17 protein-coding genes and 1 pseudogene are annotated in these 23,941 nt (G+C 75.6%); 13 read left to right on the top strand and 5 right to left on the bottom strand.

Annotated features, from left to right (window positions below):
• The first annotated feature begins 49 nt into the window (after positions 1–49).
• Positions 50–3,172: an amino acid adenylation domain-containing protein gene (locus O7633_RS05330; protein ID WP_282326432.1), complete on the top strand. Its 3,123-nt coding sequence runs from the start codon at positions 50–52 to the stop codon at positions 3,170–3,172.
• Positions 3,169–8,670 carry a non-ribosomal peptide synthetase/MFS transporter gene (locus O7633_RS05325; protein WP_282326430.1) on the top strand — a complete coding sequence of 1,834 codons (5,502 nt, stop codon included), beginning with the start codon at positions 3,169–3,171 and terminating at the stop codon, positions 8,668–8,670. The genes O7633_RS05330 and O7633_RS05325 overlap by 4 nt, the downstream gene beginning before the upstream one ends.
• 83 nt (positions 8,671–8,753) lie before the next feature.
• On the opposite strand, the gene O7633_RS05320 is transcribed toward O7633_RS05325, so the two are convergent.
• Entirely contained in the window at positions 8,754–10,118 is a 1,365-nt protein-coding gene (locus O7633_RS05320) for a hypothetical protein (RefSeq protein WP_282326429.1), read from the bottom strand.
• 107 nt (positions 10,119–10,225) lie between these two features.
• Here O7633_RS05320 and O7633_RS05315 point away from each other — a divergent pair, with 107 nt between their 5' ends.
• Complete coding sequence (locus tag O7633_RS05315; RefSeq protein WP_282326428.1) at positions 10,226–10,720, top strand: type II toxin-antitoxin system PemK/MazF family toxin; 495 nt, start codon at positions 10,226–10,228, stop codon at positions 10,718–10,720.
• A gap of 39 nt (positions 10,721–10,759) precedes the next feature.
• On the opposite strand, the gene O7633_RS05310 is transcribed toward O7633_RS05315, so the two are convergent.
• Entirely contained in the window at positions 10,760–11,410 is a 651-nt protein-coding gene (locus O7633_RS05310) for a GGDEF domain-containing protein (RefSeq protein ID WP_282326427.1), read from the bottom strand.
• A gap of 261 nt (positions 11,411–11,671) precedes the next feature.
• Here O7633_RS05310 and O7633_RS05305 point away from each other — a divergent pair, with 261 nt between their 5' ends.
• The 9 genes and pseudogenes from O7633_RS05305 to O7633_RS05265 all read left to right on the top strand — a co-directional run bounded on the left by O7633_RS05305 (position 11,672) and on the right by O7633_RS05265 (position 20,815).
• Positions 11,672–11,911 carry a DUF397 domain-containing protein gene (locus tag O7633_RS05305; RefSeq protein WP_074473229.1) on the top strand — a complete coding sequence of 80 codons (240 nt, stop codon included), beginning with the start codon at positions 11,672–11,674 and terminating at the stop codon, positions 11,909–11,911.
• Positions 11,912–12,056: 145 nt separating this feature from the next.
• Complete coding sequence (locus O7633_RS05300) at positions 12,057–12,944, top strand: helix-turn-helix transcriptional regulator (protein ID WP_178065077.1); 888 nt, start codon at positions 12,057–12,059, stop codon at positions 12,942–12,944.
• 109 nt (positions 12,945–13,053) lie between these two features.
• On the top strand, positions 13,054–13,902 hold the full coding sequence (locus O7633_RS05295) for an SAM-dependent methyltransferase (RefSeq protein ID WP_282326425.1): 849 nt from the start codon (positions 13,054–13,056) through the stop codon (positions 13,900–13,902).
• A 104-nt stretch (positions 13,903–14,006) separates the two neighbouring features.
• Positions 14,007–15,623: a serine/threonine protein kinase gene (locus O7633_RS05290; RefSeq protein WP_282326424.1), complete on the top strand. Its 1,617-nt coding sequence runs from the start codon at positions 14,007–14,009 to the stop codon at positions 15,621–15,623.
• Between the two features lie 128 nt (positions 15,624–15,751).
• Positions 15,752–16,393: pseudogene (locus tag O7633_RS05285) on the top strand (DedA family protein); the annotation flags it as partial.
• A 971-nt stretch (positions 16,394–17,364) separates the two neighbouring features.
• On the top strand, positions 17,365–17,964 hold the full coding sequence (locus O7633_RS05280; protein WP_282326422.1) for a hypothetical protein: 600 nt from the start codon (positions 17,365–17,367) through the stop codon (positions 17,962–17,964).
• Positions 17,965–18,196: 232 nt separating this feature from the next.
• The gene (locus tag O7633_RS05275) at positions 18,197–19,102 is read left to right on the top strand and encodes a hypothetical protein (RefSeq protein WP_282326420.1); all 906 of its coding nucleotides are present in this window, start codon (positions 18,197–18,199) and stop codon (positions 19,100–19,102) included.
• A gap of 15 nt (positions 19,103–19,117) precedes the next feature.
• A complete protein-coding gene (locus tag O7633_RS05270) occupies positions 19,118–20,089 on the top strand; it encodes a pirin family protein (protein ID WP_282326418.1) in 972 nt (323 codons plus the stop codon).
• 63 nt (positions 20,090–20,152) lie between these two features.
• Positions 20,153–20,815, top strand: coding sequence for a hypothetical protein (locus O7633_RS05265; protein WP_282326416.1), 663 nt, complete (start codon positions 20,153–20,155; stop codon positions 20,813–20,815).
• Between the two features lie 242 nt (positions 20,816–21,057).
• On the opposite strand, the gene O7633_RS05260 is transcribed toward O7633_RS05265, so the two are convergent.
• Together O7633_RS05260 and O7633_RS05255 are read right to left on the bottom strand one after the other, a co-directional pair.
• Positions 21,058–21,675: a DUF1345 domain-containing protein gene (locus O7633_RS05260; protein WP_282326414.1), complete on the bottom strand. Its 618-nt coding sequence runs from the start codon at positions 21,673–21,675 to the stop codon at positions 21,058–21,060.
• Positions 21,676–21,743: 68 nt separating this feature from the next.
• Complete coding sequence (locus O7633_RS05255) at positions 21,744–22,013, bottom strand: DUF2795 domain-containing protein (protein WP_074473236.1); 270 nt, start codon at positions 22,011–22,013, stop codon at positions 21,744–21,746.
• Positions 22,014–22,199: 186 nt separating this feature from the next.
• Here O7633_RS05255 and O7633_RS05250 point away from each other — a divergent pair, with 186 nt between their 5' ends.
• Complete coding sequence (locus tag O7633_RS05250) at positions 22,200–22,613, top strand: DUF2267 domain-containing protein (RefSeq protein ID WP_074473237.1); 414 nt, start codon at positions 22,200–22,202, stop codon at positions 22,611–22,613.
• A 102-nt stretch (positions 22,614–22,715) separates the two neighbouring features.
• Here O7633_RS05250 and O7633_RS05245 read toward each other — a convergent pair whose 3' ends face one another.
• Positions 22,716–23,915, bottom strand: coding sequence for a CaiB/BaiF CoA-transferase family protein (locus O7633_RS05245; protein ID WP_282326411.1), 1,200 nt, complete (start codon positions 23,913–23,915; stop codon positions 22,716–22,718).
• Positions 23,916–23,941: the final 26 nt, after the last annotated feature.

Genomic DNA, 23,941 nt, shown 5'->3' with positions numbered 1-23,941 from the left:
GGAGTGCAGCGGAGCGGAGCCCCGCAGTCGCGAACGAAAGGCAGCGGCGATGACGCGCGAGTGGACCTTCCCCGCCTCCTTCGCCCAGGAGCGGGTGTGGCTGGCCAACCAGCTCGACCCCGGCTCGCCGGTCTACAACGTGTCCAACCCGTGGCCGTTCCCGCCCGAGCTGGACGCCGACGCCGTGACCGAGGTGTTCAACCAGGTCGTCGCCCGGCACGAGGCGCTGCGCACCCACCTGCGCTCCGACGACGGGGCGCTGGTGCAGGTGGTCCGCGAGCACGAGCCGGTCCGCCTGCCGGCCGAGGACCTGTCGGGCCTGCCCGAGGCCGAGCGGCTCGCCCGCTACCACCAGATCCGCGAGGAGCTGGCCCGCACCCCGATCCCGCTGGACGTCCCGCCGCTGTGGCGGGCCCGGCTGGTCAAGGTCAACGAGGCGTGGTCGGTGCAGTTCGTGGTGCACCACGCCGTCTTCGACGCCCACTCGGCGGTGCTGTTCACCACCGAGCTGTCCGCGTTCACCACGGCCGCGCTGACCGGCGCGCCCGCCGCCGTGCCCGAGCTGCCCATCCAGTACGCCGACTTCGCCGCCTGGCAGCGCGACCAGCTCGCCGGCCCGGAGCTGGACCGGCAGCTCGACTTCTGGCGGGCGCACCTGGCGGGCGCGCCCGCCGTGACCGGCCTGCCGCTGGACCGGCCCCGCCCGGCCCAGCTCGGCTTCGCCGGCGACGAGCTCCGCTTCGACCTGCCCGCCGGGCTGCTCGACGCCGTCGGCGCGCTCGCCACCGCGTCGGCGGCCACCCCGTACATGGTGCTGCTGACCGGGTTCGCCGCGCTGCTGTCGCGGATCTCCGGCGACGACACCGTGGTCGTCGGCGTCTCCACCGCCGGCCGGGACACCGCCGAGGTGGCCCCGCTGATCGGCATGTTCGTCAACCCGGTGGCGCTGCGCTGCGACCTGACCGGCGACCCCACCGTCGCCGAGCTGCTCGGCCGGGTGAAGGGCGGCCTGCTCGACGCGATGGAGCACGGGCAGACCCCGTTCCAGAAGATCGTCGAGGCGGTGGCCCCGCAGCGGGACCCGTCCGTGCAGCCGATCTTCCAGACCGCGCTGAACTTCATCCCCGACTCCGGCCTGGACCCGGTGCCGCTGGGCACCACGAAGGACGACCTCGCCTTCGACGTCACCGCGGGGGAGAGCCGGCTGGTCTACCGCACCGACCTGTTCGACCGGGCCACCGCCGAGGCGGTCGTCGCCCGCTACGTGCGGCTGCTCGCCGCCGCCGTCGCCGACCCCGGCCGGCGGGTCAGCGAGCTGCCCCTGCTCGACGACGCCGAGCGGCGGCTGGTCCTCGACGCCGGGAACGCCACCGGCCACGCCCGGCCGGCCGGCACCGTCGTCGACGCGGTGCAGCGGCAGGCCGCCGCCACCCCGCACGCGACCGCCCTGGTCTGCGACGGCGTCGCGCTGACGTACGCCGAGCTGAACGCCGCCGCGAACCGGCTGGCCCGGCTGCTGGTGGCGCGCGGGGCCGGCCCGGAGACCCGGGTCGCGCTGGCCCTGCCCCGCTCGGCGGACCTGCTGGTGGCGGTCCTCGCGGTGCTCAAGTCCGGCGCCGCGTACGTGCCGGTCGACACCGGCTACCCGGTGGCCCGGATCGCCTACCTGCTCGACGACGCCGAGCCGGCGCTGGTGCTGGCCACCGCCGACACGGCGGCCCTGGTGCCCGGCGACCCGCTGGTGCTCGACCCGGGCACCGCCGCCGACCTCGACGCGGCCGACCTGACCGACGCCGACCGGGTCGCCCCGCTGCGCCCCGGACACCCCGCGTACGTGCTCTACACCTCCGGCTCCACCGGCCGCCCCAAGGGCGTCGTGGTGGAGCACGCGGCGGTGGCGGCCTACCTGGCCTGGGCCCGGGACGCCTACCCGGGGCTGGCCGGCACGGCGCTGCTGCACTCGCCGGTGTCGTTCGACCTGACCGTCACCGGGCTGCTCGGCCCGCTCACCGCCGGCGGCACCGTCCGGCTCGCCGCCATCGACGAGCCGGCCGCCCGCGCGGGCGGGAAGCCGGCGTTCCTGAAGGCCACCCCGAGCCACCTGCCGCTGCTCGACGACGCCCTGTCCCCGACGGCGGACCTGGTCATCGGCGGCGAGGCGCTCACCGGCGAACAGCTCGCCGCCTGGCGGGCCGCCCACCCGGGCGTGGCCGTCACCAACGAGTACGGCCCGACCGAGGCCACCGTCGGCTGCGTCGCCACCCGCATCGCCCCCGGGCAGGAGCTGGCCGCCGGGCCGGTGCCGATCGGCACGCCCACCTGGAACACCCGGGCGCTGCTGCTCGACGCCGCCCTGCACCCGGTGCCCCCGGGCGTGGCCGGCGAGCTGTACGTGGCCGGCGACCAGCTCGCCCGCGGCTACCTGCGCCGCCCCGGCCTGACCGCCGAGCGGTTCCTGCCCTGCCCGTACGGGCCGCCGGGGCAGCGCATGTACCGCACTGGCGACCTGGCCCGCTGGCGGGCCGACGGGACGCTGGAATACCTGGGCCGCCGCGACGACCAGGTGAAGGTGCGCGGCATGCGCATCGAGCTGGGCGAGGTCGAGTCGGCGCTGCTGGCCCGGCCCGGCGTGCGCGCGGCGGCGGCGGCCGTGCGCGTCGACTCCGGCGAGCCGACGCTGGTCGGCTACCTCGTCGGCGACGCCGACCCGGCGCCCCTGGCGGCCGACCTGGCCCGGGAGCTGCCCGCGCACCTGGTGCCGGCCGCGTTCGTCACGCTCGACGCGCTGCCGCTGACCCCCAACGGCAAGCTGGACCGGGCCGCGCTGCCCGCCCCGGCCGCCCCGGCGGCGGTCGAGGACGCGTACGTCGCCCCGCGCACCGACGCCGAGGCGCTGGTGGCCGAGGTGTACGCCGACATCCTCGGCGTGGAGAAGGTCGGCGCGGCCGACGACTTCTTCGCCCTCGGCGGCAACTCGCTGCGCGGCATGCGGGCGATGGCCCGCATCCGGGCCGAGGTGGACGTGGACCTGCCCATGCGGGCGCTGTTCGGCAGCCCGGTGGTGGCCGACCTGGCCGCCCAGATCGAGAAGCTGATCGCCGCGGAACTCGACGAGCTCTCCGACGCCGAGGTCGCCGAGCTGCTGGCGACGGAAGAGGGACCCACCGCATGACCGACCTGAAGGATCCGGCCCGGGAGGCGGCCCGGCAGGCGCTGATCGCCAAGCGCCTGCGCAAGCGGGCCACCGCCCCCGCCGCCCGGATCACCCCCCGGCCCCCCGGCGCGCAGGTGCCGCTGTCGTACGCCCAGGAGCGGGTCTGGTTCATGGACCAGATCGCCCCGGGCGAGGCGGCGTACCACATCGCGGTGCCGCTGCGGGTGCGCGGGCCGCTCGACGTCGCGGCCCTGCGCCGCGCGCTGGCCGCCCTGACCGCGCGGCACGAGTCGCTGCGCACCCGGTTCCCCGCCGACGCCGACGGCCGCCCCACGGTGGTGGTCGAGGAGTCCGTCGAGGTGCCGCTGACGGTGACCGAGGCGGCCGACGCCGACGCCGCGCAGGCGCTCGTGGAGGCCGCGTCGGCGGAGCCGTTCGACCTGGCCGCCGGGCCGCTGCTGCGCGCCCTGCTGATCCGGCTCGCCCCCGAAGACCACGTGCTGTTCCTGAGCAAGCACCACATCGTCGGCGACGGCTGGTCGGTGGACGTGCTGCTGCGCGACCTGATCACCCTCTACCACGGCGGCGAGCCGCCCGCCCTGCCCGTGCAGTACGGCGACTTCGCCGTGTGGGAGGCGCGGGAGCTGGACGGCCCGGCGGCCCGGGGGCACCTGGACTGGTGGAAGTCCCGGCTGGCCGGGATCACCCCGTTGGAGCTGCCGCTGGACGCGCCGCGCCCGGCCACCCAGACCTACCGGGGCGACTTCGTCGAGTTCCAGCTCGACCCGGCCGAGACCGAGCGGCTCAACGCGCTCACCCGGTCGTCCGGCGCGACGCTGTTCATGACGCTGCTCGCCGCCTACCAGGTGCTGCTGTCCCGGCACGCCGGGCAGGACGACTTCGCCGTCGGCGCGTCCGTGGCCGGCCGGTCCGTCCCCGAGCTGGAGAACGTCGTCGGCATGTTCATCAACATGCTGCCGCTGCGCGCCGAACTGGCCGGCGACCCGACGTTCGCCGAGCTGCTGGAGCGCACCCGGCGCGGCGTGCTGGACGGCTTCGAGCACGCCGAGGTGCCGTTCGCCAAGGTCGTGCACGAGCTGGGCCTGCCCCGCGACGTGAGCCGGTCCCCGGTGTTCCAGGCCATGTTCGTGTTGCAGAACTACGAGATGGGCCGGTTCACCGGCGTCTCTGACGCCGCCGACGTCCGCTTCGAGTGGACGCCGATGGAGTTGCGGGCCACCCGGTTCGACTTCGAGCTGCACGCGGTGGAGACCACCGAGGGGCTCTGGGGCAAGCTCGTCTTCAACACCGACCTGTTCACCCGGGCCACCGTCGAGCGGATCGCCCGCCGGTGGACCACCCTGCTGCGGGCGGTCGTCGCCGCACCGGACACCCCGGTCTCGGCCCTGCCGATGGTCGACCCCGCCGAGCGGGACCTGCTGGCCGCCTGGAACGACACCACGGCCGGGTTCCCGCAGGAGCAGACCCTGCACGGGCCGTTCGAGGCGCGGGCCGCCGCCACCCCCGACGCGGTGGCGCTGACCTTCGAGGGCCGCTCGGTCACGTACGCGGGGCTGAACGCCGCCGCGAACCGCGTCGCCCACCGGCTGCGCGCGGCCGGCGTCGGCCCGGAGACCCTGGTCGGGGTGTGCGCCGAGCGGTCGGTGGAGCTGGTCGCCGGGCTGCTCGGCGTGCTCAAGGCAGGCGGCGCTTACCTGCCGCTGGACCCGGAGTACCCGGCCGACCGGCTGTCCTTCATGGTCACCGACGCGGCCGCGCCCGTGGTGCTGGTGCAGGAGCACCTGCGCGACGTGCTGCCCGACACCGGCGCGACGGTGCTCGCCCTCGACGACGCCGCGACGTGGGCCGACCAGCCCGCCACCGACCCCGCGCCGACGGCCGGGCCCGGCAACCTGGCGTACGTCATCTACACCTCCGGCTCGACCGGCCGCCCCAAGGGCGTGCCGAACACCCACCGGGGCATCGTCAACCGGCTGCACTGGAAGCAGGAGACCTACCGGCTCGCCGCCGACGACGCGGTGCTGCAGAAGACCCCGGCCAGCTTCGACGTGTCGGTGTGGGAGTTCTTCTGGCCGCTGCGCGAGGGCGCCCGGCTGGTGCTGGCGAAGCCCGGCGGGCACAAGGACGCCGGCTACCTGCGGGACCTGCTGGTGGCCGAGCGGATCACCACCGCCCACTTCGTGCCGTCGATGCTGACGGTCTTCCTCGGCGAGGACGGCATCGAGGCGGCCACCGCCCTGCGCCGGGTGATCTGCTCCGGTGAGGAGCTGCCGCTGGCCTCGGCGGTGGAGTTCACCACCCGGCTGCCCTGGTGCGAGCTGCACAACCTGTACGGCCCCACCGAGGCGGCCATCGACGTCAGCGCCTGGCGCTGCGACCCGGCGGCGCTCGCCGGGCTGTCGAGCGTGCCGATCGGCGGGCCGATCGCCAACCTGCGGCTGCACGTGCTCGACGCGGCGGGCAACGAGTGCCCGGTCGGCGTCGCGGGGGAGCTGCACATCGGCGGCGTCGGCCTGGCCCGGGGCTACCACCGCCGGCCGGCGCTGACCGCCGAGCGGTTCGTGCCCGACCCGTTCTCGGGCGAGCCGGGGGCCCGGCTGTACCGCACCGGCGACCTGGCCCGCTGGGCCGTCGCCCCGACCGGCTCAGGGGTGATCGAGTTCCTCGGCCGCATCGACCACCAGGTGAAGCTGCGCGGCCTGCGCATCGAGCTGGGCGAGATCGAGAGCGCCCTGCGGGAGCAGCCGGGCGTCACCGAGGCGGCCGTCATCGTCCGCGAGGACGCCCCGGGCGACAAGCGGCTCACCGCGTACCTGGTGGGCGACGCCGAGCACGCCGCGCTGAAGGCGGCGCTGAAGGAGACGCTGCCGGAATACATGGTGCCGACCGCGTTCGTCACCCTCGACGCGCTGCCGCTGAGCCCCAACGGCAAGCTCGACCGCAAGGCCCTGCCCGCGCCCGTGGTGACCCGCGAGGCGTCGGTGGCGCTGGTCGAGCCGCGCGACGACACCGAGCGGCTGCTGGCCGGGATCTGGTCGGAGGTGCTGGGCGTCGACACGCTCGGCATCGACGACGACTTCTTCGACCTGGGCGGGCACTCGATGCTCGCCACCCAGGTCGTCGCGAAGATCCGCAAGGCCGAGCACGGTGGGCGGCCCGTCGGCGTGATGGACCTGTTCCAGCAGCGGACCATCCGCGAGCTGGCCGCGTTCATGACCGGCGACGCCGCCGACGACGGTCCGCGCCGGCTGCTCTACGAGCTGACCAAGCCGATCCCGGCGGGCAGGCGGCTCCGCACGTACGTCTGCGTCCCCTACGGCGGCGGCAGCGCCATCGTCTACCAGCCCCTCGCCGACGCCCTGCCCGCCGGCAACGCCCTTTACTCGCTGGCGATCCCCGGGCACGACGTGGGGCTCAGCGAGGAGGGCCTGCCGTTCGAGGAGCTGACCCGCCGGGTCGCCGACGAGATCGTCGAGCGGATCGAGGGCCCGATCGTCCTGTACGGCCACTGCGGCGTCGGCAGCGCCATCGTCGCCGAGGTGGCCCGCAAGGTCGAGGCAGCCGGGCGGGAGCTGGAGGCGCTCTACATCGGCGCGATGTTCCCGTTCGCCCGCCCGAAGGGCCTCTTCGCCGCCGCCCGCAACCGCCTCGAACGGCTGCGCAGCAACAAGCACTACGCGAGCTGGCTCAAGTCGATGGGCGTGGACACCGACGAGCTGGACCCGGAGCAGGCCGACCGGATCATCAGCAACATGCGGGCCGACTCCCGCGCCTCGGAGGAGTACTTCACCGGGCTGCTCGACGCCAATGCGGCGAAGCTGCGCGCCCCGATCGTCTCGGTGGTCGGCTCCGAGGACCCGGTGACCGACTACTTCACCGAGCGGTACGCCGAGTGGCAGTTCCTCACCGACACCGTCGGGCTGGTCGTGCTCGACCAGGCGGGGCACTTCTTCCTCAAGTACCGGGCCGACGAGCTGGCGGAGATCGTCACGGCGGTGCACCCGGCGGTGCGCGCCGGCGACACGACCGCCCTGGAGGCGGCGGCCCGGGGGGACGACGCCGGCTGGGTCGTCGCCGACCACCAGCGCGTCGGCGCGGCACCCCGCCCCGAGCGGGCCGTGGTCAAGCCGAGCATGGGCCGGTTCGTCGCGGTCACCGCCGGTCAGCTCGTCTCCACGACAGGCTCGGCGCTGACCGCGTTCGCCCTGCCGATCTGGCTGTTCACCCAGACCGGCTCGGTGGCGAACCTGGGCCTGCTGTGGGCGCTGGCGCTGGTCTGCGGCGTGCTGATGCTGCCCATCGCGGGCGCGATCACCGACCGGGTCAGCCGCCGCCGGATCATGATGATCGCCAGCTCCGCCGCCGGGTCGATCCAGCTCGTGCTGGCCGCCCTGCTCTGGACGGACAACCTGCGGCTGTGGATGATCTACGCCCTGGTGGCGCTCAGCCAGGTCGCCGGGTCGTTCCAGCGCATCGCGTTCCAGTCGGCGGTGCCGCAGCTCGTGCCGAAGCGCTACCTCGGGCACGCGATGGGCGTCACCCAGCTCACCAACGGCTTCGCGATGCTGCTGATGCCGGTCTTCGCCGCCGGGCTGCTGGCCGCCATCGAGCTCAAGGGCATCCTGCTCATCGACGTGGCCAGCTACGTGGTGGCGGTGGCCACCCTGGCCGTGGTCCGCTTCCCCGACCTGCTCGGCTGGCGGCCCCGGGAGCGGCTGCTCGTCGCCATCGCCAACGGGCTGCGCTACTCGTGGCAGCACCGGGGCTTCCGGCTCATGCTGGGCTACTTCGCGATCGGCAACGTCTTCCTTGCCCCGGCGCTGGTACTGACCACCCCGCTGGTGCTCTCCTTCGCCACCGCCACGCAGGTGGCGCAGGTCGCCCTGGCCGAGGCGCTCGGCGCGGTGGCCGGCGGCGTGCTCATGTCGCTGTGGGGCGGCCCGCGCCACCGGCGGATGATCGGCGTCCTGCTCGGCAACCTCGGCACCGCGCTCGGCTGCGTCGTGATCGGCCTGGACGCCTCCGTCGCGGTGATCTGCGTCGGGGCGTTCTGGCTGGCCATGGCGATGACCACCGCCCAGTCGATCTACGCGACGATCGTGCAGGTGAAGGTGCCGCAGCGCTACCACGGCCGGGTGTTCAGCCTCAACCAGACGATCTCCTGGTCGACGCTGCCGATCGGGTTCGCGCTGCTCGCCCCGGCGGCCAGCGGCCTGTTCGAGCCGATGCTCGCCGAGGGGGGCGCGCTCGCCGGGTCGGTGGGCGCGGTCATCGGCACCGGTCCGGGCCGGGGCATCGGCTTCGCGTACGTCTGCTTCGGCGCGGCGCTGGTGCTGGTCACGCTGGGCGGCTTCGCGATCCGGCTGCTGCGCCGCTTCGACCTGGAGGTGCCGGACTCGCTGCCCGACGACCTGATCGGCGCGCAGGAGCGCGAGCGGCGGCTCGCCGCCCGGGCCGCCGGGCGGCAGGAGGAGAAGGTGCCCGTGGCGGCCTGACCCGCCGCCGGGGCGGCCCGCGTGGCCGCCCCGGCACGGGGCCGGGGCCTGCGGCGGTCCACCGCCGCAGGCCCCCGGTGTGCTCAGGCCCCCGGCGGGTCGGCCAGGTCGGCGGCGGCGACGTCGTCGGGCTCGGCGACCCAGCCGGAGAAGACGGGCACGCCGTGCCACGGGCCGGTGCCGCCGCCGCGCCGGTCGGTGGCGACGGCCACCACCGCGTACGGGTGGCCGAAGCGCAGCTCCGCGACGCGGGCCACCCCCAGCGGGGGCAGGCTGACCCGCGCGAACATCCCGGTGACGGCCGCCGCGGCGAACCCGTACCGGTCGTAGCGGGCCGCGACCGCCTGCCGGGCCCGCACGTCGCCCGCGCCGACCAGCGGTGCGAGGACCCGGCCGGCGGCGGTGAACCCGAGCCCGGTCAGGTCGTGCTCGTCGCGGGCCGACCAGCAGGGCAGCGCCGCCGTGTGCCGCTGCTCCCGGCGGTCGGGGGCGAACGTGCGCACGGCCTCCTCGCGCAGCGTCCACAGCGGCGTCTCGCCCAGCGGCAGGTCGAACAGCGACCGCCGGCCGGTGGGCTCGTCGGCTTCGATGTCGGCGGCGATCCGGTACGCGGCGGCGAGCACGTCGGCCGGGGCCACCCCGGGCGCGGCGGCCACCGAGACCACCGACAGCCCCGCCCCGGCGGCCCCGCCGCTGCCGTCCGTGCGGGTGTCCGCGCCGCCCGCCTCGTGCCCGCCGTCCACGGCCGGCTGCGCCGCCGCCACGTGCACGGCGACGTCCCCGGCCTCCGGCGTCGCGGCGATCCACGTGCGGTGCCCGTGCGCCGGGGTGCGCAGCACCCGGGTCAGCCGCCCCGCCCACGGGCTGTCGGGGCCGAGCGCCCCGGCCGGGGCGAGGTCGAACGGGGCGGCCCAGGAGATCCGGGTGGCCACGGCCGAGGCCAGGGCGAGCGCCACCCGGGGGTCGAGGGCCAGCGGGAACCGCTCGATCAGCCCGAGGCTGTGCTCGCGGGCCCACGCGTCGAGTCCGGCCTGGTCCGGCAGCGGGCCGGTCCCGGTGGCGCGGGGGAGGGCGGCCCGCCAGGCGTCCAGCCCGGCGCTTCCGGTGCCGGGCCGGTGCCAGACGGCCGTCGCCGACGGCACCAGGGGATGCGGCGCGTCCAGCAGGTCGGCGGCGATCCGGGCGGCCCGCGCCGGCGCGGTGCCCAGGGCGTCGGCGAGGGCGGCGGCGTCCCCGTCGAGTCCGGCGTGCCCGTCGAGTCCGGCGTTTCCGTCCGGTCCGGCGGCGTGCCCGTGGGGTCCGGCGGCGTCGCCCTCGGGGACGGCCGATGCGCAGAGGGCGAGCAGCAGCCACGCGCCCAGCGGGGACGCGACGTGGTGCCGGTCGCCGGCCGTGGCGTGCAACCGGGCGGCGTAGCGGGCCAGCGGGGCGTGGAGGTTCGTCGTCATCCCCCCACTGTGCCCGCCCCGGCCCGGTCGCGCGGCGGGCGGCCGCGCGGCGCCCGCCGGCCGCCGTGGCTGGGCGGCGGGCCGGGGGACGGGTTAGGCTGCCCGCCGTGGCAGGTCTGTTGAGGAGTGTGGCGTCCCGGCTGGGGCGGGTGGCCCGCGGCGGGGCCGCGCCGACGCGTACCCCCGGTCCGATCCCGGCCCAGGTGGCGCGGCGTCGGCAGGTCACGGCGTTGCAGCGCCGGGAGCTCAGCTACGCCCCCGAGCCCGACGGGCAGGCCGACCCGGGCGAGGTCGTCTGGACCTGGGTCCCCTACGAGGACGACCCCCGGCAGGGCAAGGACCGCCCGGTGCTGGTGGTGGGGCGCTCCAGCCGCACCCTGTTCGGCCTGATGCTGTCCAGCCAGGGCGAGCGGGACGGCCAGCGGCACTGGCTGGCGTTGGGCCCGGGCGCCTGGGACCGGGACAACCGGCCCAGCTGGGTGCGGCTCGACCGCGTCCTCACCATGCGGGAGGACAGCATCCGCCGGGAGGGCGCGGTGCTGGACCGGGCGCGCTTCGACCGGGTCGGCCAGGCCCTGCGCGCCGGCTACGGCTGGCGCTGAGCCCCGCCGCCCCGTCGCGGCCCCGCCGATGGCGGGGCGTCAGCACTCGGCGAGGCGCGCGCTGTCGATGAGCTGGCGGGCGGAGCGGGACGCGCCGACGCTCTTCGCCCGGTACATCGCCGCGTCGGCGCGGTCGAGCGCCTCGGTGAGCTGGGTCGGGCAGGTGACGGGGGCGAGCCCGACGGAGGCGGTGACCCGCAGGCTCAGGCCGCCGAGGGGGATCGGCGCGGCGAGCGACTCGCAGAGCCGGCGGGAGGCGTGCTCGATCCACCGCCGGTCGACGGTCGGGGTGGCCAGCAGCCCCGCGAACTCGTCGCCGCCGAGGCGGGCCACGAGATTGTCCCCGGCGAAGGCGGCCAGCCGTTCGGCCACGCTGATCAGCACCTGGTCACCGGCGGCGTGCCCGTAGCGGTCGTTGACCTGCTTGAAGTCGTCGAGGTCCAGCACGATGGCGATCAGCGGCTGGCCGGCGCTGTCGGTGAGCAGGGTCGCGGCCAGCCGGAAGAAGGCCCGCCGGTTGGGCAGCCCGGTGAGCGGGTCGTGGCTGGCGGCGTGCCGCTCGGCGGCCAGTTCCGCCTGGAGGTGTTCGATCTCCGCCTCGGCCAGCATGGCCCGGCGGCGCAGTTGCCAGGCGGAGACCAGGGCCCCGGCGGCCGAGATGCCGGACGCGATGGTCAACGGATCCGGCACGAACCCTCCTCACCGCGTCTGCCCACGCGCCCGACCGCTGCCGCCGTGCCCGTGGGGGCTCCTGTTTTCCCTGGTACAGCCCCAGGTGAGGTAACCCAAAGTGAACACCTGGGTACACCCTCGTTGGGCTATCATGCTCGCTGTCCGGTGCAGATGCAATAGCAGATGCACGTGCAGCAAATCCCGTCGTAAGCCCCGCCCCTCGCCAGCACACCGCTCCTCCCCGCGGCATCGGCAGGCTCTTGACAAGAAAGATGCCCCATGCAGCAGCCCCGCAACGGCGTTCCCACTGCACAGCTCCCTCCGCTGACCTGGTTGAAGAGTCGACGGAGCAATCCCAGCGGCAACTGCGTCGAGCTTGCCGAGCTACCCGGCGGCGCCGGAATCGCCGTCCGTAACTCCCGCTACCCCGATGGTCCGGCGCTGATCTACACGATCGACGAGATCGCGGCATTCGTCCTCGGCGCCCGGGACGGCGACTTCGACCACCTCATCGGCTGACCCTGGGTCACCCCTCGGCTGCGTCCCGTCAACGGGACCGAAACGCCGGTCGGGCCGGGTTCACCTCACTGTCGGTCCATGGCATGCTTACACGTCGGCCGGGGTGGGGCCCGGTGCGACGAAGGCAGCAAGCGGAGGTCGGCGCGTGACGATGGTTCCCACGGAGGGTGGCCCGGCCACCGGCCCGACCGTGCTGCGCATGCTGCTCGGCGCGCAGCTACGCCGCCTGCGGGAGGCCAGCGGGGTGACCAGGGAGGGCGCCGGCTGGGAGATCCGGTCCTCCGAGTCGAAGATCAGCCGAATGGAGCTGGGCCGGGTCGGCTTCAAGGAACGCGACGTCGCGGACCTGCTCAGCCTCTACGGCGTCACCGACGCCACGGAGCGGGAGGCCCTGCTCAAGCTCGCCCGCGACGCCAACAGCCCCGGCTGGTGGCACCGCTACGGCGACGTGCTCCCGTCGTGGTTCCAGTCGTACCTCGGCCTGGAGGCGGCCGCCGCGCTGATCCGCAGCTACGAGGTGCAGTTCGTGCCGGGCCTGCTCCAGACCCCGGAGTACGCCCGGGCCGTCGTCCTGCTCGGCCACCGGGGGGCCGGGGCGGACGAGATCGACCGCCGGGTGAGCCTGCGCATGCAGCGCCAGGAACTGCTCCGTCGCCCCCGGCCGCCGCAACTGTGGGCCGTCGTGGACGAGGCGGCGCTGCGCCGGCCGATCGGCGGCCCCCAGGTCATGCACGACCAGCTCACCGCCCTGATCGAGGCGACCCGGGCGTCGCACGTGCGGTTGCAGATCATCCCGTTCGACGCGGGCGGCCACGCCGCGGCCGGCGGCGCGTTCACCATCCTGCGCTTCGGCGACCAGGACCTGCCCGACATCGTCTACATCGAGCAGCTCACCAGCGCGATCTACCTCGACAAGCGCGAGGACCTCGACTACTACGCGGCGGCCATGGAACGACTCTGCGTCGAGGCCGAGCCACCGGAGCGCACGCCGGAACTCCTCACCCGGTTGCGCGACGAGCTCTATCCGCAGTAGCGGGTTCCCTGGTCGGGGCCGTGGCGCGGGCTGCCTCTACCATGGTCGACACCGGCGACAGTGGACGGACGCCGCGCAACAGGTAAGCGCAGAGCCATGGAGGCACCCCTTGACCACCGATGCCCCCGGCACCTCGACCGGTTCCGCCCACCCCAGCGACCGGATCGACACCTCGGTGGCGCATCCCGCCCGCCGCTACAACTACCTGCTCGGCGGCAAGGACAACTTCCAGGCCGACCGCGACTCCGGGGACGCGATGGCCGCGGCCTTCCCGACCATCCGCACCGCCGCCCTGGAGAACCGCCGCTTCCTCAAGCGGGCCGTCGGCCACCTCGCCCGCGAGGCCGGCGTCCGGCAGTTCCTCGACATCGGCACCGGCATCCCCACCGCCGACAACACCCACGAGGTCGCCCAGGCCGCCGACCCGCAGGCCCGGGTGGTATACGTCGACAACGACCCCATCGTGCTCGCCCACGCCCGGGCGCTGCTGACCAGCACGCCCGAGGGCGCGACCGCCTACATCGACGCCGACCTGCGGGACCCGGAGCGGATCCTGAGCCACCCCGACCTGCTCCGCACCCTCGACCTGGGGCAGCCGGTGGCGCTGATGCTGGTCGCGATCCTGCACTTCCTGCCCGACCCCGACCACCCGTACGACGTGGTCCGTCGGTTGCTGGAAGCGCTGCCCGCCGGCAGCTACCTGGCCGCCTCGCACGCCACCTACGACCACCTTCCCGAGCAGGTGGCGCAGGAGTCCATCGCGGCGACGCGGACCGGCGGGGCGCACAACGTGATCAGCCTGCGCAGCCGGGCGGAGTTCGCCGGCTTCTTCGCCGGCCTGGAGCTCGTCGACCCGGGCATCGTCTCGATCGCGCAGTGGCGCGCCGAGCGGGAGCCCCTGCCCCGGCCCTCGGTGGTCGACGTCAGCATGTACGGGGCAGTGGCCCGCAAACCCTGACCCTCCGTCACCGGCCCGGCCACCGCGCCGTCACGACTGCTGCCCGACGGCGACGGACAGACGCGTCTGCCCGCCCGACGCTCACGGGTAGACAGACGCGACTGGTGCCCGACGCCGACCGGCAGGCAGACTGGACCACGATGTCGCCGTTCACGCCCACCCTGCGTCTGCACGACCGCTACGTCCTGCGCGAGCGCATCGGCCTCGGCGGCATGTCCGAGGTGTGGCGCGCCGACGACGAGGTCCTGCACCGCCCCGTCGCCGTCAAGGCCCTCGCGGCGGAACTCGCCGCCGACCCGCACCTGCGCGCCACCATCCAGCGCGAGGCGCGGGCCGCCGCCCGGCTCACCCACCCGCACGTCACCCAGGTGTACGACTACGGCGAGGCGGCCCTCGGGGGCCCGACGGTGGTGCCGTACCTGGTGATGGAGCTCGTCGAGGGGCACAGCCTCGCCGACCGGCTCGCCTCCGGCCCGCTGCCCTGGCCCGAAGCCGTCCGGCTGGCCGGGCAGGTCGCCGCCGCCCTGGCCGCCGCGCACCGCATCGGCGTGGTGCACCGCGACATCAAGCCCGCCAACATCATGCTCACCGAGAGCGGCGCGAAGGTGCTCGACTTCGGCATCGCCGCCCTCGCCGGCCCGCACCAGCCCCGCACCGGCGCTGACGGCGATCCCCGCCCCGGGCGCTCCGGGTCCGCTCCGGGGGCGCACCAGTCCCGTCCGGGGCCGGACGACGAGCCGATGATGGGCACGCCCGCCTACCTCGCCCCCGAGCGGTTCCGCCCCGGGCCGCCGAACCCGGCCAGCGACGTGTACGCCCTCGGCGCCCTGCTCCACCGCGCCCTCGCCGGCCGCGCCCCGCTGCCCGTGCAGACCTGGGCGGACGCCCTCGAAGCGCACGCGCAGCGCCGGCAGCCCCCGCCGCTGCGCGTCCCCGGGCTGCCCCCGGACGTCGCCGCGCTCACCCTCGCCTGCCTGAGCGCCGACCCGGCCCGCCGACCCACCGCCGCCCAACTGGCCCGCCGGCTCGGCGCGACACCGGCCGGGACCCGGCCCGCCGCCGCGTCGGCCCCGGCCCGGCCCGCCGACCCGACGCCCCCGGACCACCCGCCCACGCTGGTGGACCGCGCCGGGTCCTGGGCGGCCCCCGCCCGCCCCGGGCGGGCGTCCGGTCCGGCGTCCCCGCCCGCCCGGGTGCCCGGGCCCGTCCCGGCGGCGGAGCCCGCCCGCCGCGCGCCGCGCGGCCCGGGCCAGGGCAACCGCCTCCCCGGCGTCCTCGTCGCCGCCGGGATGGCGCTGCTCGTCGGCGTGGTCGCGCTGCTCGCCCTCGGCGACGGCGCGCCGACCCCGCCGACCGGGGCGCCCACGACCGTCGCCTCCGCCGCCGGGAAGCCGACCGAGCCGCCCCGGTCGGCCGCCGCCCCGCCCACCACCGCCCGCTCGTTGCCGGTCACGTTGCGCCAGCTCGCCGCCGAGTTCACCGCCCTGATCGACGAGGCGCAGGCGCGCGGCGACATCGACCGCGAGACCGCCGACGACCTGCGCGAGGAGGTCGCCGAGCTCAACCGGGGCAAGCTCAAGGACCGGGCCAAGCACCTGCGGGACCTGCGCGAGGACATCGCCGAGGCGGTCGAGCGCGACGAGATCGGCGGGGAGACCGCCGCCCGGCTAAGGGAACTGCTCACCGGCTTCCCGGGGGCGCGCGGCGACGCGGCGGGCTGACGGGCCACACCGACGCCGGCCGTCCACGGTGTACGGCCCGCCCGTCCCGCCCGTCGTCGCGTCGGCGGGGCGTGGCAGCCGGCGGGAACGGTCACTACCGTTGTCGGATGATCAGCACGCAGCCGCTCCTGCCCTTCCCCCGCACGGTCGCCGCCGGTCCCGAACCCGGCTCCGACGGGCCGGTCGGATTCGTCACGGGTCTGGTCGAGCGGCTGGGTGGCCCCGGCGCCGGGCTGGCGGTCGCGCTGGAGAACCTCTTCCCGCCGATCCCCAGCGAGGTGATCCTGCCGCTGGCGGGCTTCGTCGCCAGCCAGGGCCGGATGAGCCTGGTCGGGGCGATCGGCTGGACCACCCTCGGCTCGGTGGTCGGCGCGCTGGCCCTCTACTGGATCGGCGCGATGCTGGGCCGGGACCGGATGCGGGCCATCGCCGCCAAGCTGCCGCTGGTCAAGCTCGAGGACGTCGACCGCACGGAGGCGTGGTTCCTCCGGCACGGCGTCAAGGCGGTGTTCTTCGGCCGGATGATCCCGGTGTTCCGCAGTCTCATCTCGATCCCGGCCGGCGTCGAGCGGATGCCGGTGCTGACGTTCCTGCTCTACACCACCCTGGGCAGCCTCATCTGGAACACGGTCTTCGTTCTGGCGGGCTACCTGCTCGGCGAGAACTGGCACGTGGTCGAGGCTTACGTCGGCACGTTCCAGAACGTGGTCATCGCGGTGTCCGCGCTGGCGGTCGCGTGGTTCGTCGTCACCCGGGTACGCCGGTCCCGCGCCGCACGGCGCGACGCCGCGGCCTCCGACTCCACGTCCGCCTCCACGTCCGTTTCCGCTTCCGCGAACTCGTCCGTTTCCGCTTCCGCGAACTCGTCTGTCGGTGGTCCGTCCATGGGCGGTCCGTCCGCCGAGGAGCGCGGCGGCGACCTCGTCGGGTTCGCCGGCGGTCCGGCTGGGCACGCCGGCGGTCCGGCTGGGCGCGGCCCGTCTGCCGGCGCCGACCGCGGCCTGCCGACCGGGCCGGAACGCGGCACGGGGGAGTACCGGGGAACGGTCTACCGCAGCGGCTCCTGGCGCGGCGGGCCTGAGCACTGACGGGTCGGCGCGTCCCGCCCGGCTGATCGACTCCGTGTCGGGGACATGGCGGTATCCCGTCCCGTTGATGCCCCCACCTGCCCAACATCCCGTCACGCGACCGCCCGTGTGGGGGGGTTTGTACGACCCGCCGGGGTGGCGTGGCATGGGGTGGGTGGGGTTGATCATGTCGGGCAGGTGGCGGTATCCCGGCCCGCTGATACCGCCACCTGCCCGGCATCCCGTCACGCGACTGCCCGTGTGGGGGGTTTGTCCGTCCCGGCGCGCGGGGGTGGCGTGGGGTGGGGTGGGGTCGAGGTGGGCCTGCCGGGGGCGGGGTGGTGACGGGCGGCAACCCGTGGGCTGGAATCTCGACGGGGTCGGGGGCGTTACACCTGGCGCACGACCGAAGCAGCACCCGCCAGACCCCCGGCCCAGCAGCCCTCGCCCCCCAGGGGTGGTGGCCGGTCGCCGGGAATGGGGGCGGGTCGCCGGTCGTTACACCTGGACCCGGGCCGGCACCACCACTGATGGCAGCCGCCCCGCTCCCTTCCCCCGCTCGTCTTCTTCTTGTTCGTTGTTCGGGCGCCTCGACGTGGTGCTCGCACACCCCCGTACCACCCCCCCGTTCGGGGCGTGAGGGTGTGCCGACCCCCGGATTGGAGTCACCCCTGATGAACACGACCATCCTGCGTAAGAGCGTCCTCGGCATCGCCGGACTCGCCTTCGCCGGTGGCCTCGCCGCCGGCCCCCTGAACCACACCACCACCGACACCACCGGCGCGGTCGACGCGCGGCCCGTCGCCGCCACCACCCAGTCCAGCGGCGTGGACGCCGGGAAGCTGATCCCCCACGGTGTGCAGGGCGCGCAGTCGCGCATCGACCTCGACCCGGAGCAGACCGCCAACGTCAAGGCCATCATCGCCGCCACGAAGAAGGCCGGCCTGGACGAGCGGGCCGCGGTGATCTCGATCGGCACGGCGTTGCAGGAGTCGAAGCTGGAGAACCTGGGTCACCTGGGTGACCGCAACGACCACGACTCCCTCGGCCTGTTCCAGCAGCGTCCCTCCAGCGGCTGGGGCTCGCCCGAGCAGATCACCGACCCCGAATACGCGACGACGGCGTTCCTCAAGGGCCTGCGACAGGTCGACGGCTGGCAGAACATGGCCCTGACCGACGCCGCCCAGACCGTCCAGGTGTCGGCCTACCCCGACGCCTACGCGCAGTGGGAACAGCAGGCCGCCGACCTCGTCACCCAACACTGGAACAGCTGACACCACGTACACACGCTGCCGGCCGGGCCCCCGAACACCAGGAGCCCGGCCGGTAGCGTCCTTACCGGTGGCGCCCCGACCCTCGGCGGCCCTGCCCAGCGGGTGTTAACAAGGGGCCCTTCCGCTACAGAAAGCGTTAACAAGGGGCCCTTCCTTGCCAGCCGGGGAGCGGAGTGATCCGATCCCGGGTCGGGTACGTACTGCCTGGCGGGGGACCGCGAAAGGGGAGCACATGCCGGTGTCGGAGCATGACGCGTACCGCCGTCCGGAGGCCGTTCCTCCGGTGCCCGCACCGGTCGTCGAGGTGACCGGGGACCCCGTCCCGCAGCCGCCCGTTCCGGCCTGGCCGCGCGGCGTACGGCTGATGGTCGCCGCCGCGGTCGTGGTGCTGGCGTTGGGCGCCGGCGCGGTGGCGGTGACCCTGGCCAACCCGGACCGGCTGGGGGTGGCGTTCTCCGGCGGCAGGCCGGACGTCGGGTCGACGGTGCCGCTGGCGGCCGAGCCCGGCGGCGGGGGAGCGTCGGCCGACGGCCGGGTGCTCACCGCGCCCCTGGCCGGTAGGGCCCGGGCCAGTTTCGAGCTGCTCGACGGGCTGACCACGTTCGACCTGCGCATCGACGACCTCGGCGAGGACCTGTACCGGATCACCAGCCCCGCCGACGGCGGGGTGGAGCCCCGCCCGGAGCTCGTCGGCGACCGGCTGCGGGTGCGGATGGCGGTCAGCGGCCGGCGTGGCCCGGCCGTCGCGGAGGTCGTGCTCAGCTCCCGGGTGACCTGGCGGCTGCGGCTGGCCGGCGGGGTGACCGAGCAGGTGCTGGACCTGACCCGGGGCCGGCTGACCGGGCTGGAGCTCGCCGCCGGGGCCACCCGCGTCGACCTGCGCCTGCCCCGGGTCGTCGGCACGCTGACGGTGCGGCTGACCGGCGGGGTGAACCAGTTGGTGGTCCGGGTGCCCGGCGCGCTGCCGACCCGGGTCCGGGCGGGTGCCGGTGCGGGCGCGGTCACCGTCTACGACCGGCACCGGCAGGGGGTGGCGGCCGGCACGCTGACCGGCTCGCCGGACTGGGACCGCCGGGCCGACCGGGTGTACGTCGACATGGTCGCCGGGGCCAACACGGTGACCGTCGAGGGGAGCTGAGCGTACAGTCGGGCGGTGGATCGTACGGAATCTCTGCCGGCGCAGACCCGACCGCCGGGCGTGGCGCCCGCCGACCCGGGCAGCGTGCTGCTGCCGGGCCACGACGTGCCGCTCGGCCGCTACACGACGGTGCGCCGGCTGCTGCCGCAGCGTCAGCGGCGGATGGTCGGGGCCTGGTGCTTCGTCGACCACTTCGGTCCGGACGACGTCGCGCAGCGGCCCGGCATGGAGGTGCCGCCCCACCCGCACACGGGCCTGCAGACGGTGACCTGGCTGCTCGACGGCGAGATCGTGCACCGGGACAGCCTCGGCAACGTGCAGCCGATCCGCCCGGGGCAGCTCAACGTGATGACCTCCGGTCACGGCATCGCGCACTCGGAGCGGTCGCCGGCGCAGCATCCGCCGGTGATGCACGGGGTGCAGTTGTGGGTGGCCCTGCCGGACCCGGCGCGGGCCGGTGGGCCGGGCTTCGCCCACCACGAGGACCTTCCGGTGTGGCGCGACGGCGACGCCGACGTGACGCTGCTGGTGGGCGAGCTCGGCGGGGAACGCTCCCCGGCCGTGGTGCACACCCCGCTGCTCGGCGCGCAGCTCACCGCCCGGGGCGCGGCGCCGGCCCGGCTGCCGCTGCGCCGCGACTTCGAGTACGCGCTGCTGGCGATGTCCGGCGTCGCCGAGGTGGGTGACGTGTCGGTGGAGCCGGGATCGCTGCTCTATCTCGGCCTGGGTCGGGAGAGCCTGACCCTGGCCGCCGCCCCGGGCAGCCGCCTGCTGCTGCTCGGCGGGGAGCCGTTCGAGGAGCCGCTGGTGATGTGGTGGAACTTCGTCGGCCGGTCGCACGAGGAGATCGCCGAGGCCCGCGCGGACTGGGCGGCGGGCCGCCGCTTCGGGGTGGTGGCGGACGACGCGGCCCCGCCGCTGCCGGCGCCCGCGTTGCCGACCACCCGGCTGCTGGCCCGCACCCGGCACGGCGAGATCCTGCGCTGAGCCGCCGCTCACCCCGCCGCCGCCCGCCAGGCGTGGCCGGCGGCGACGCGGGTAGTCGCGGGCATGCCGACCACCGCGATCTCCACCATCGAGGACAGGAAGCGCCTGGCCCGCCGCCTGGCGGGCGACGGGCGCGGCTTCGCCGAGCAGTACGGCTTCCGGGTGACCAACAACCCGTCCAGCCTGTTCCAGTTGCTCACCCTGTCGGTCCTGCTGGCCCGCCGGGGTGACTTCCGGTGCGCCGTGGCCGCCGCGGCGGCGCTGCGCGACTCCGGGTGGGACAGCGCCGCCCGGCTGGCCCGGTCGCTGCACGCCGACCGGGTACGCGTGTTGCGCGGGGCGGGGCTGCGCGGCGACGTCGACGCGCTCGCCGACGGCCTCGGCGACCTCGCCCGTACCGTCGTGGAGCGCTACCGGGGCGACCTGCGGCGGCTGCGCGGGGCGGCCCGGCACGACCCGGCCGTCGAGCGGACGCTGCTGGCCGGGTTGCCGGGCGTCGACGGCGAGGCGGTGGCGTTGTTCCTGCGCGAGGCGCAGGCGTTGTGGCGGGAGGTGGCCCCGGTGGCGGACCGGCGGGCGCTGGCGGCGGCCCGCCGGCTGGGGCTGGGCGGGTCGGCGGCCGACCTGGCCGACCTGGCCGGCGGCGGCGGGTCGGAGCGGCTCGCCTGGCTGGTCGGCGCGCTCGCCCGGGTCGACCTGGAGCAGCGGTACGCCGAGCTCACCTGAGGTGCGTTGGCCCACAGTTTTCCCGAGAACTGACCGTTCGGACGATGGTGTCGGTACGATGATCTCGGCAGTTGACTCCCGCCCTCATCGGGTGCGAGTGGCCGCCCGGCGGTGCGGTCCGGTTCGGTCCGCGTTCACCGCCGGGGCACAGGTTCTGCGTGGCGCCCCGGGTCGCGGTTCGTGGCCCGGGGCGCCCGTCTGTCGAGGCGGCCCGCTCACCCGTTTCTGTCGCGGCGGCCCGCTCAGCCGGCCAGCCCCACCACCAGGTTCACCGTCGCGGCGATGATCACCGCGCCGAACAGGTACGACAGCAGCGAGTGCCGCAGCACGGTGGTGCGCATCTCGTTGCTGGTCAGGTTCGTGTCGGAGACCTGGAAGGTCATCCCCACGGTGAACGCCAGGTAGGCGAAGTCCGAGTAGCGGGGGCGCTCCCGCTGGTGGAACATCACCCCGCCCTCGGGTCCCGTGTAGTAGATCCGCGCGTACCGGGCGGTGTGGACGGTGTGCACCACCAGCCAGGACAGCAGCACGCTCACCACGCCCAGCCCGCCGTACGCGTCGCGGCGCGGCCCCGGCGGGGCGCTGTGCGCGTACAGCAGCACCACCGCGACCGCCAGCAGGCTGGCCAGGCAGGCGGCCAGCAGCAGCACGTCGCGGACGGCGCGGCTCGGGTCCTCCCGGCCGGCGAGCCGGGCGGTGCCCTCGCCGTCGAGCGGCCACAGCCTGCGCCACACCAGCACCAGCCAGCTCAGCGCCGCCGCGTCCCAGCCGACGAGGGGGCCGATCCGGGGCGAGCCGACGAGCGCGAACAGGCCGCCGGCCAGCAGCCCGACCAGCCCCATCACGAGCGGTTGCGCCACCGCCGGGGGGTGGCCGTCGACGCGCCGCACCGGCCGCGTACCCGATCGTCCGGCTCGTCGGCGGGCGGTCAGATGCGCCGCAGGTGCTGCGAGACCCGGGTGTGCGGCTCCCTGGCCTGTGCCGCCCGGCGGGCCGGGCTCGCCTCGGGGGCCGCCTCGATGCCGGCGGACCGGGCCACCTCGGTCCCGTTGGCGTAGTCCACCGGGGGCAGGGCCCGCAGGGCGCGCAGCACGTCCGGCGGGGCGCCCTCCCGTTCCGCCTCGCGGACCACGTCGGCCTTGTCCGCCGGGTAGTCGAGGCTGGACAGGTACTGCAGGACGTCGTCGTAGCTCGCCATGGGTGCGCTCCTCGTCGCCGCGATCGGGCTTCCCGACCGGCGGCGGTTACCCACCGTGCGGCCGCCCACGCCCGCGCGGGGTCCGGCGATCGACGCCGCCCGGCCGCCGTTTCCCGGCCCGTTCGGCGGGTACGCGAGCCCCTCCTGCGGGCGCGACCGGCCCGAGGCAGCGGAAGGAGCGCCGTCATGAACTACGACACCTTCGTCGACCAGGTGGCCCTGCGGGCGCGGGTCCCCGGCGAGCGGGCCGTCGAGCTGACCCGGGCCACGCTGGAGACGCTCGCCGAGCGGCTGACCGGCGGCGAGGTGCTCGACCTCGCGGCGCAGCTGCCGAGGCCGTTGCAACTGGTCCTGCGGCCCAGCCCGGACACCGAGGCCGCCGACCGGTTCGGCGCGGCCGAGTTCGTCGCCCGGGTCGGCCAGCGGGCCGGGCTCGACGAGCGGGCCGCCCGGGACGCCGTGCGGGCGGTGTTCACCACCCTGCGCGAGGCGGTGACCGGCGGGGAGTTCGACGACATCGTGGTGCAGATGCCGCGCGACTACCGGGACATGGTGGAGCCGGCGCTCGCCCCGGGCGCGGCGGCCCCGCGCCGACCCTGACCGGCCACCCCGGCGGGGCTGGCCGCCGGTGGGCCGCCGCGGCGGGTTAGGAAGGGCCCCCTGTACAACAGAAGGCGTTAACAGGGGGCCCTTCCTTGCGCCTCAGGCGATCGCGCCGGCGGCGCGGAGGGCGGCGATCCGGTCGGCGGCGAAGCCGGCCTCCGCCAGGACCTCGTCGGTGTGCTCGCCGGGGTGCGGGGGCGGCCGGCGCAGCGCCGTCGGCGTGCCGGAGAACCGGGGCGCCGGGGCCGGCTGGGTCGCCCCGGCGTGCTCCACGAACACCCGCCGGGCCGCCAGGTGCGGATGCCGCGGGGCCTCCGCCCAGTCGAGCACGGGCGCGACGCAGGCGTCCGAGTCGCCGAGCAAGGCCGTCCACTCGTCGCGGGTGCGGGTGCGGAACAGCCGCGCCCAGGCGGCCCGCAGGGCCGGCCAGTTCGCCGGGTCGGCGCGCTCCGGCGCGTCGTCGCCGGGCAGCGGGAACCCGGTGCGGCGGACCAGCTCGTCGTAGAAGCGGGGCTCCAGGGCGCCGACCGCGAGGTGCCGGCCGTCGGCGCACTCGTACGTGTCGTAGAACGGCGCGCCGCCGTCGAGCAGGTTCACCCCGCGCGGGTCCTGCCACCTGCCGGCCCCGCGCAGCGAGTGGATCATCGTGGAGAGCACCGACACGCCGTCCACGATGGCCGCGTCGACGACCTGGCCCGGCGCGCCGGCGCGGACGGCGTACAGGGCGGCGACGACGCCCAGGGCCAGCATCATCCCGCCCCCGCCGAAGTCGCCGAGCAGGTTCATCGGCGGCACCGGGCGCTCGCCGGCCCGGCCGATGCCGTGCAGCGCCCCGGTCAGCGCCAGGTAGTCGATGTCGTGCCCCGCGTACGGGGCGAGTGGGCCGTCCTGCCCCCAGCCGGTCATCCGCCCGTAGACCAGGCGGGGGTTGGCCGCGAGGCAGTCGGCGGGGCCGAGGCCCAGGCGTTCGGTCACCCCCGGGCGGAAGCCCTCGATCAGGGCGTCCGCGCCGCCGATCAGGGCCCGCGCCGCCTCCCGGCCCCCGGGCGACTTGAGGTCCACGGCGACGGAGCGGCGGCCCCGGTTGAGCAGGTCCGGGTGCGGGGTGCCGAAGGCGGCCGGGTCGACGTCGGTGGCCCGGTCCACCCGGATCACGTCGGCGCCCAGGTCGGCCAGCATCATCGCGGCGAACGGGCCGGGCCCGATGCCGGCCAGTTCGACCACGCGTACCCCGGTGAGGGGGCCGACCGGGCCGCCGGCCGCCGGACCTGCGTCGGGGTGGTGCGCGCGCTCGCTCACCGGGACACCATAGGCGCGGGCGGGCG

This window comes from Micromonospora sp. WMMD712 (assembly GCF_029581295.1).
GTDB classification, from domain to species: domain Bacteria; phylum Actinomycetota; class Actinomycetes; order Mycobacteriales; family Micromonosporaceae; genus Micromonospora; species Micromonospora carbonacea.
The sequence above is the reverse complement of the archived record's forward strand: the minus strand, read 5'-3'. Positions and strand labels throughout refer to the sequence as shown.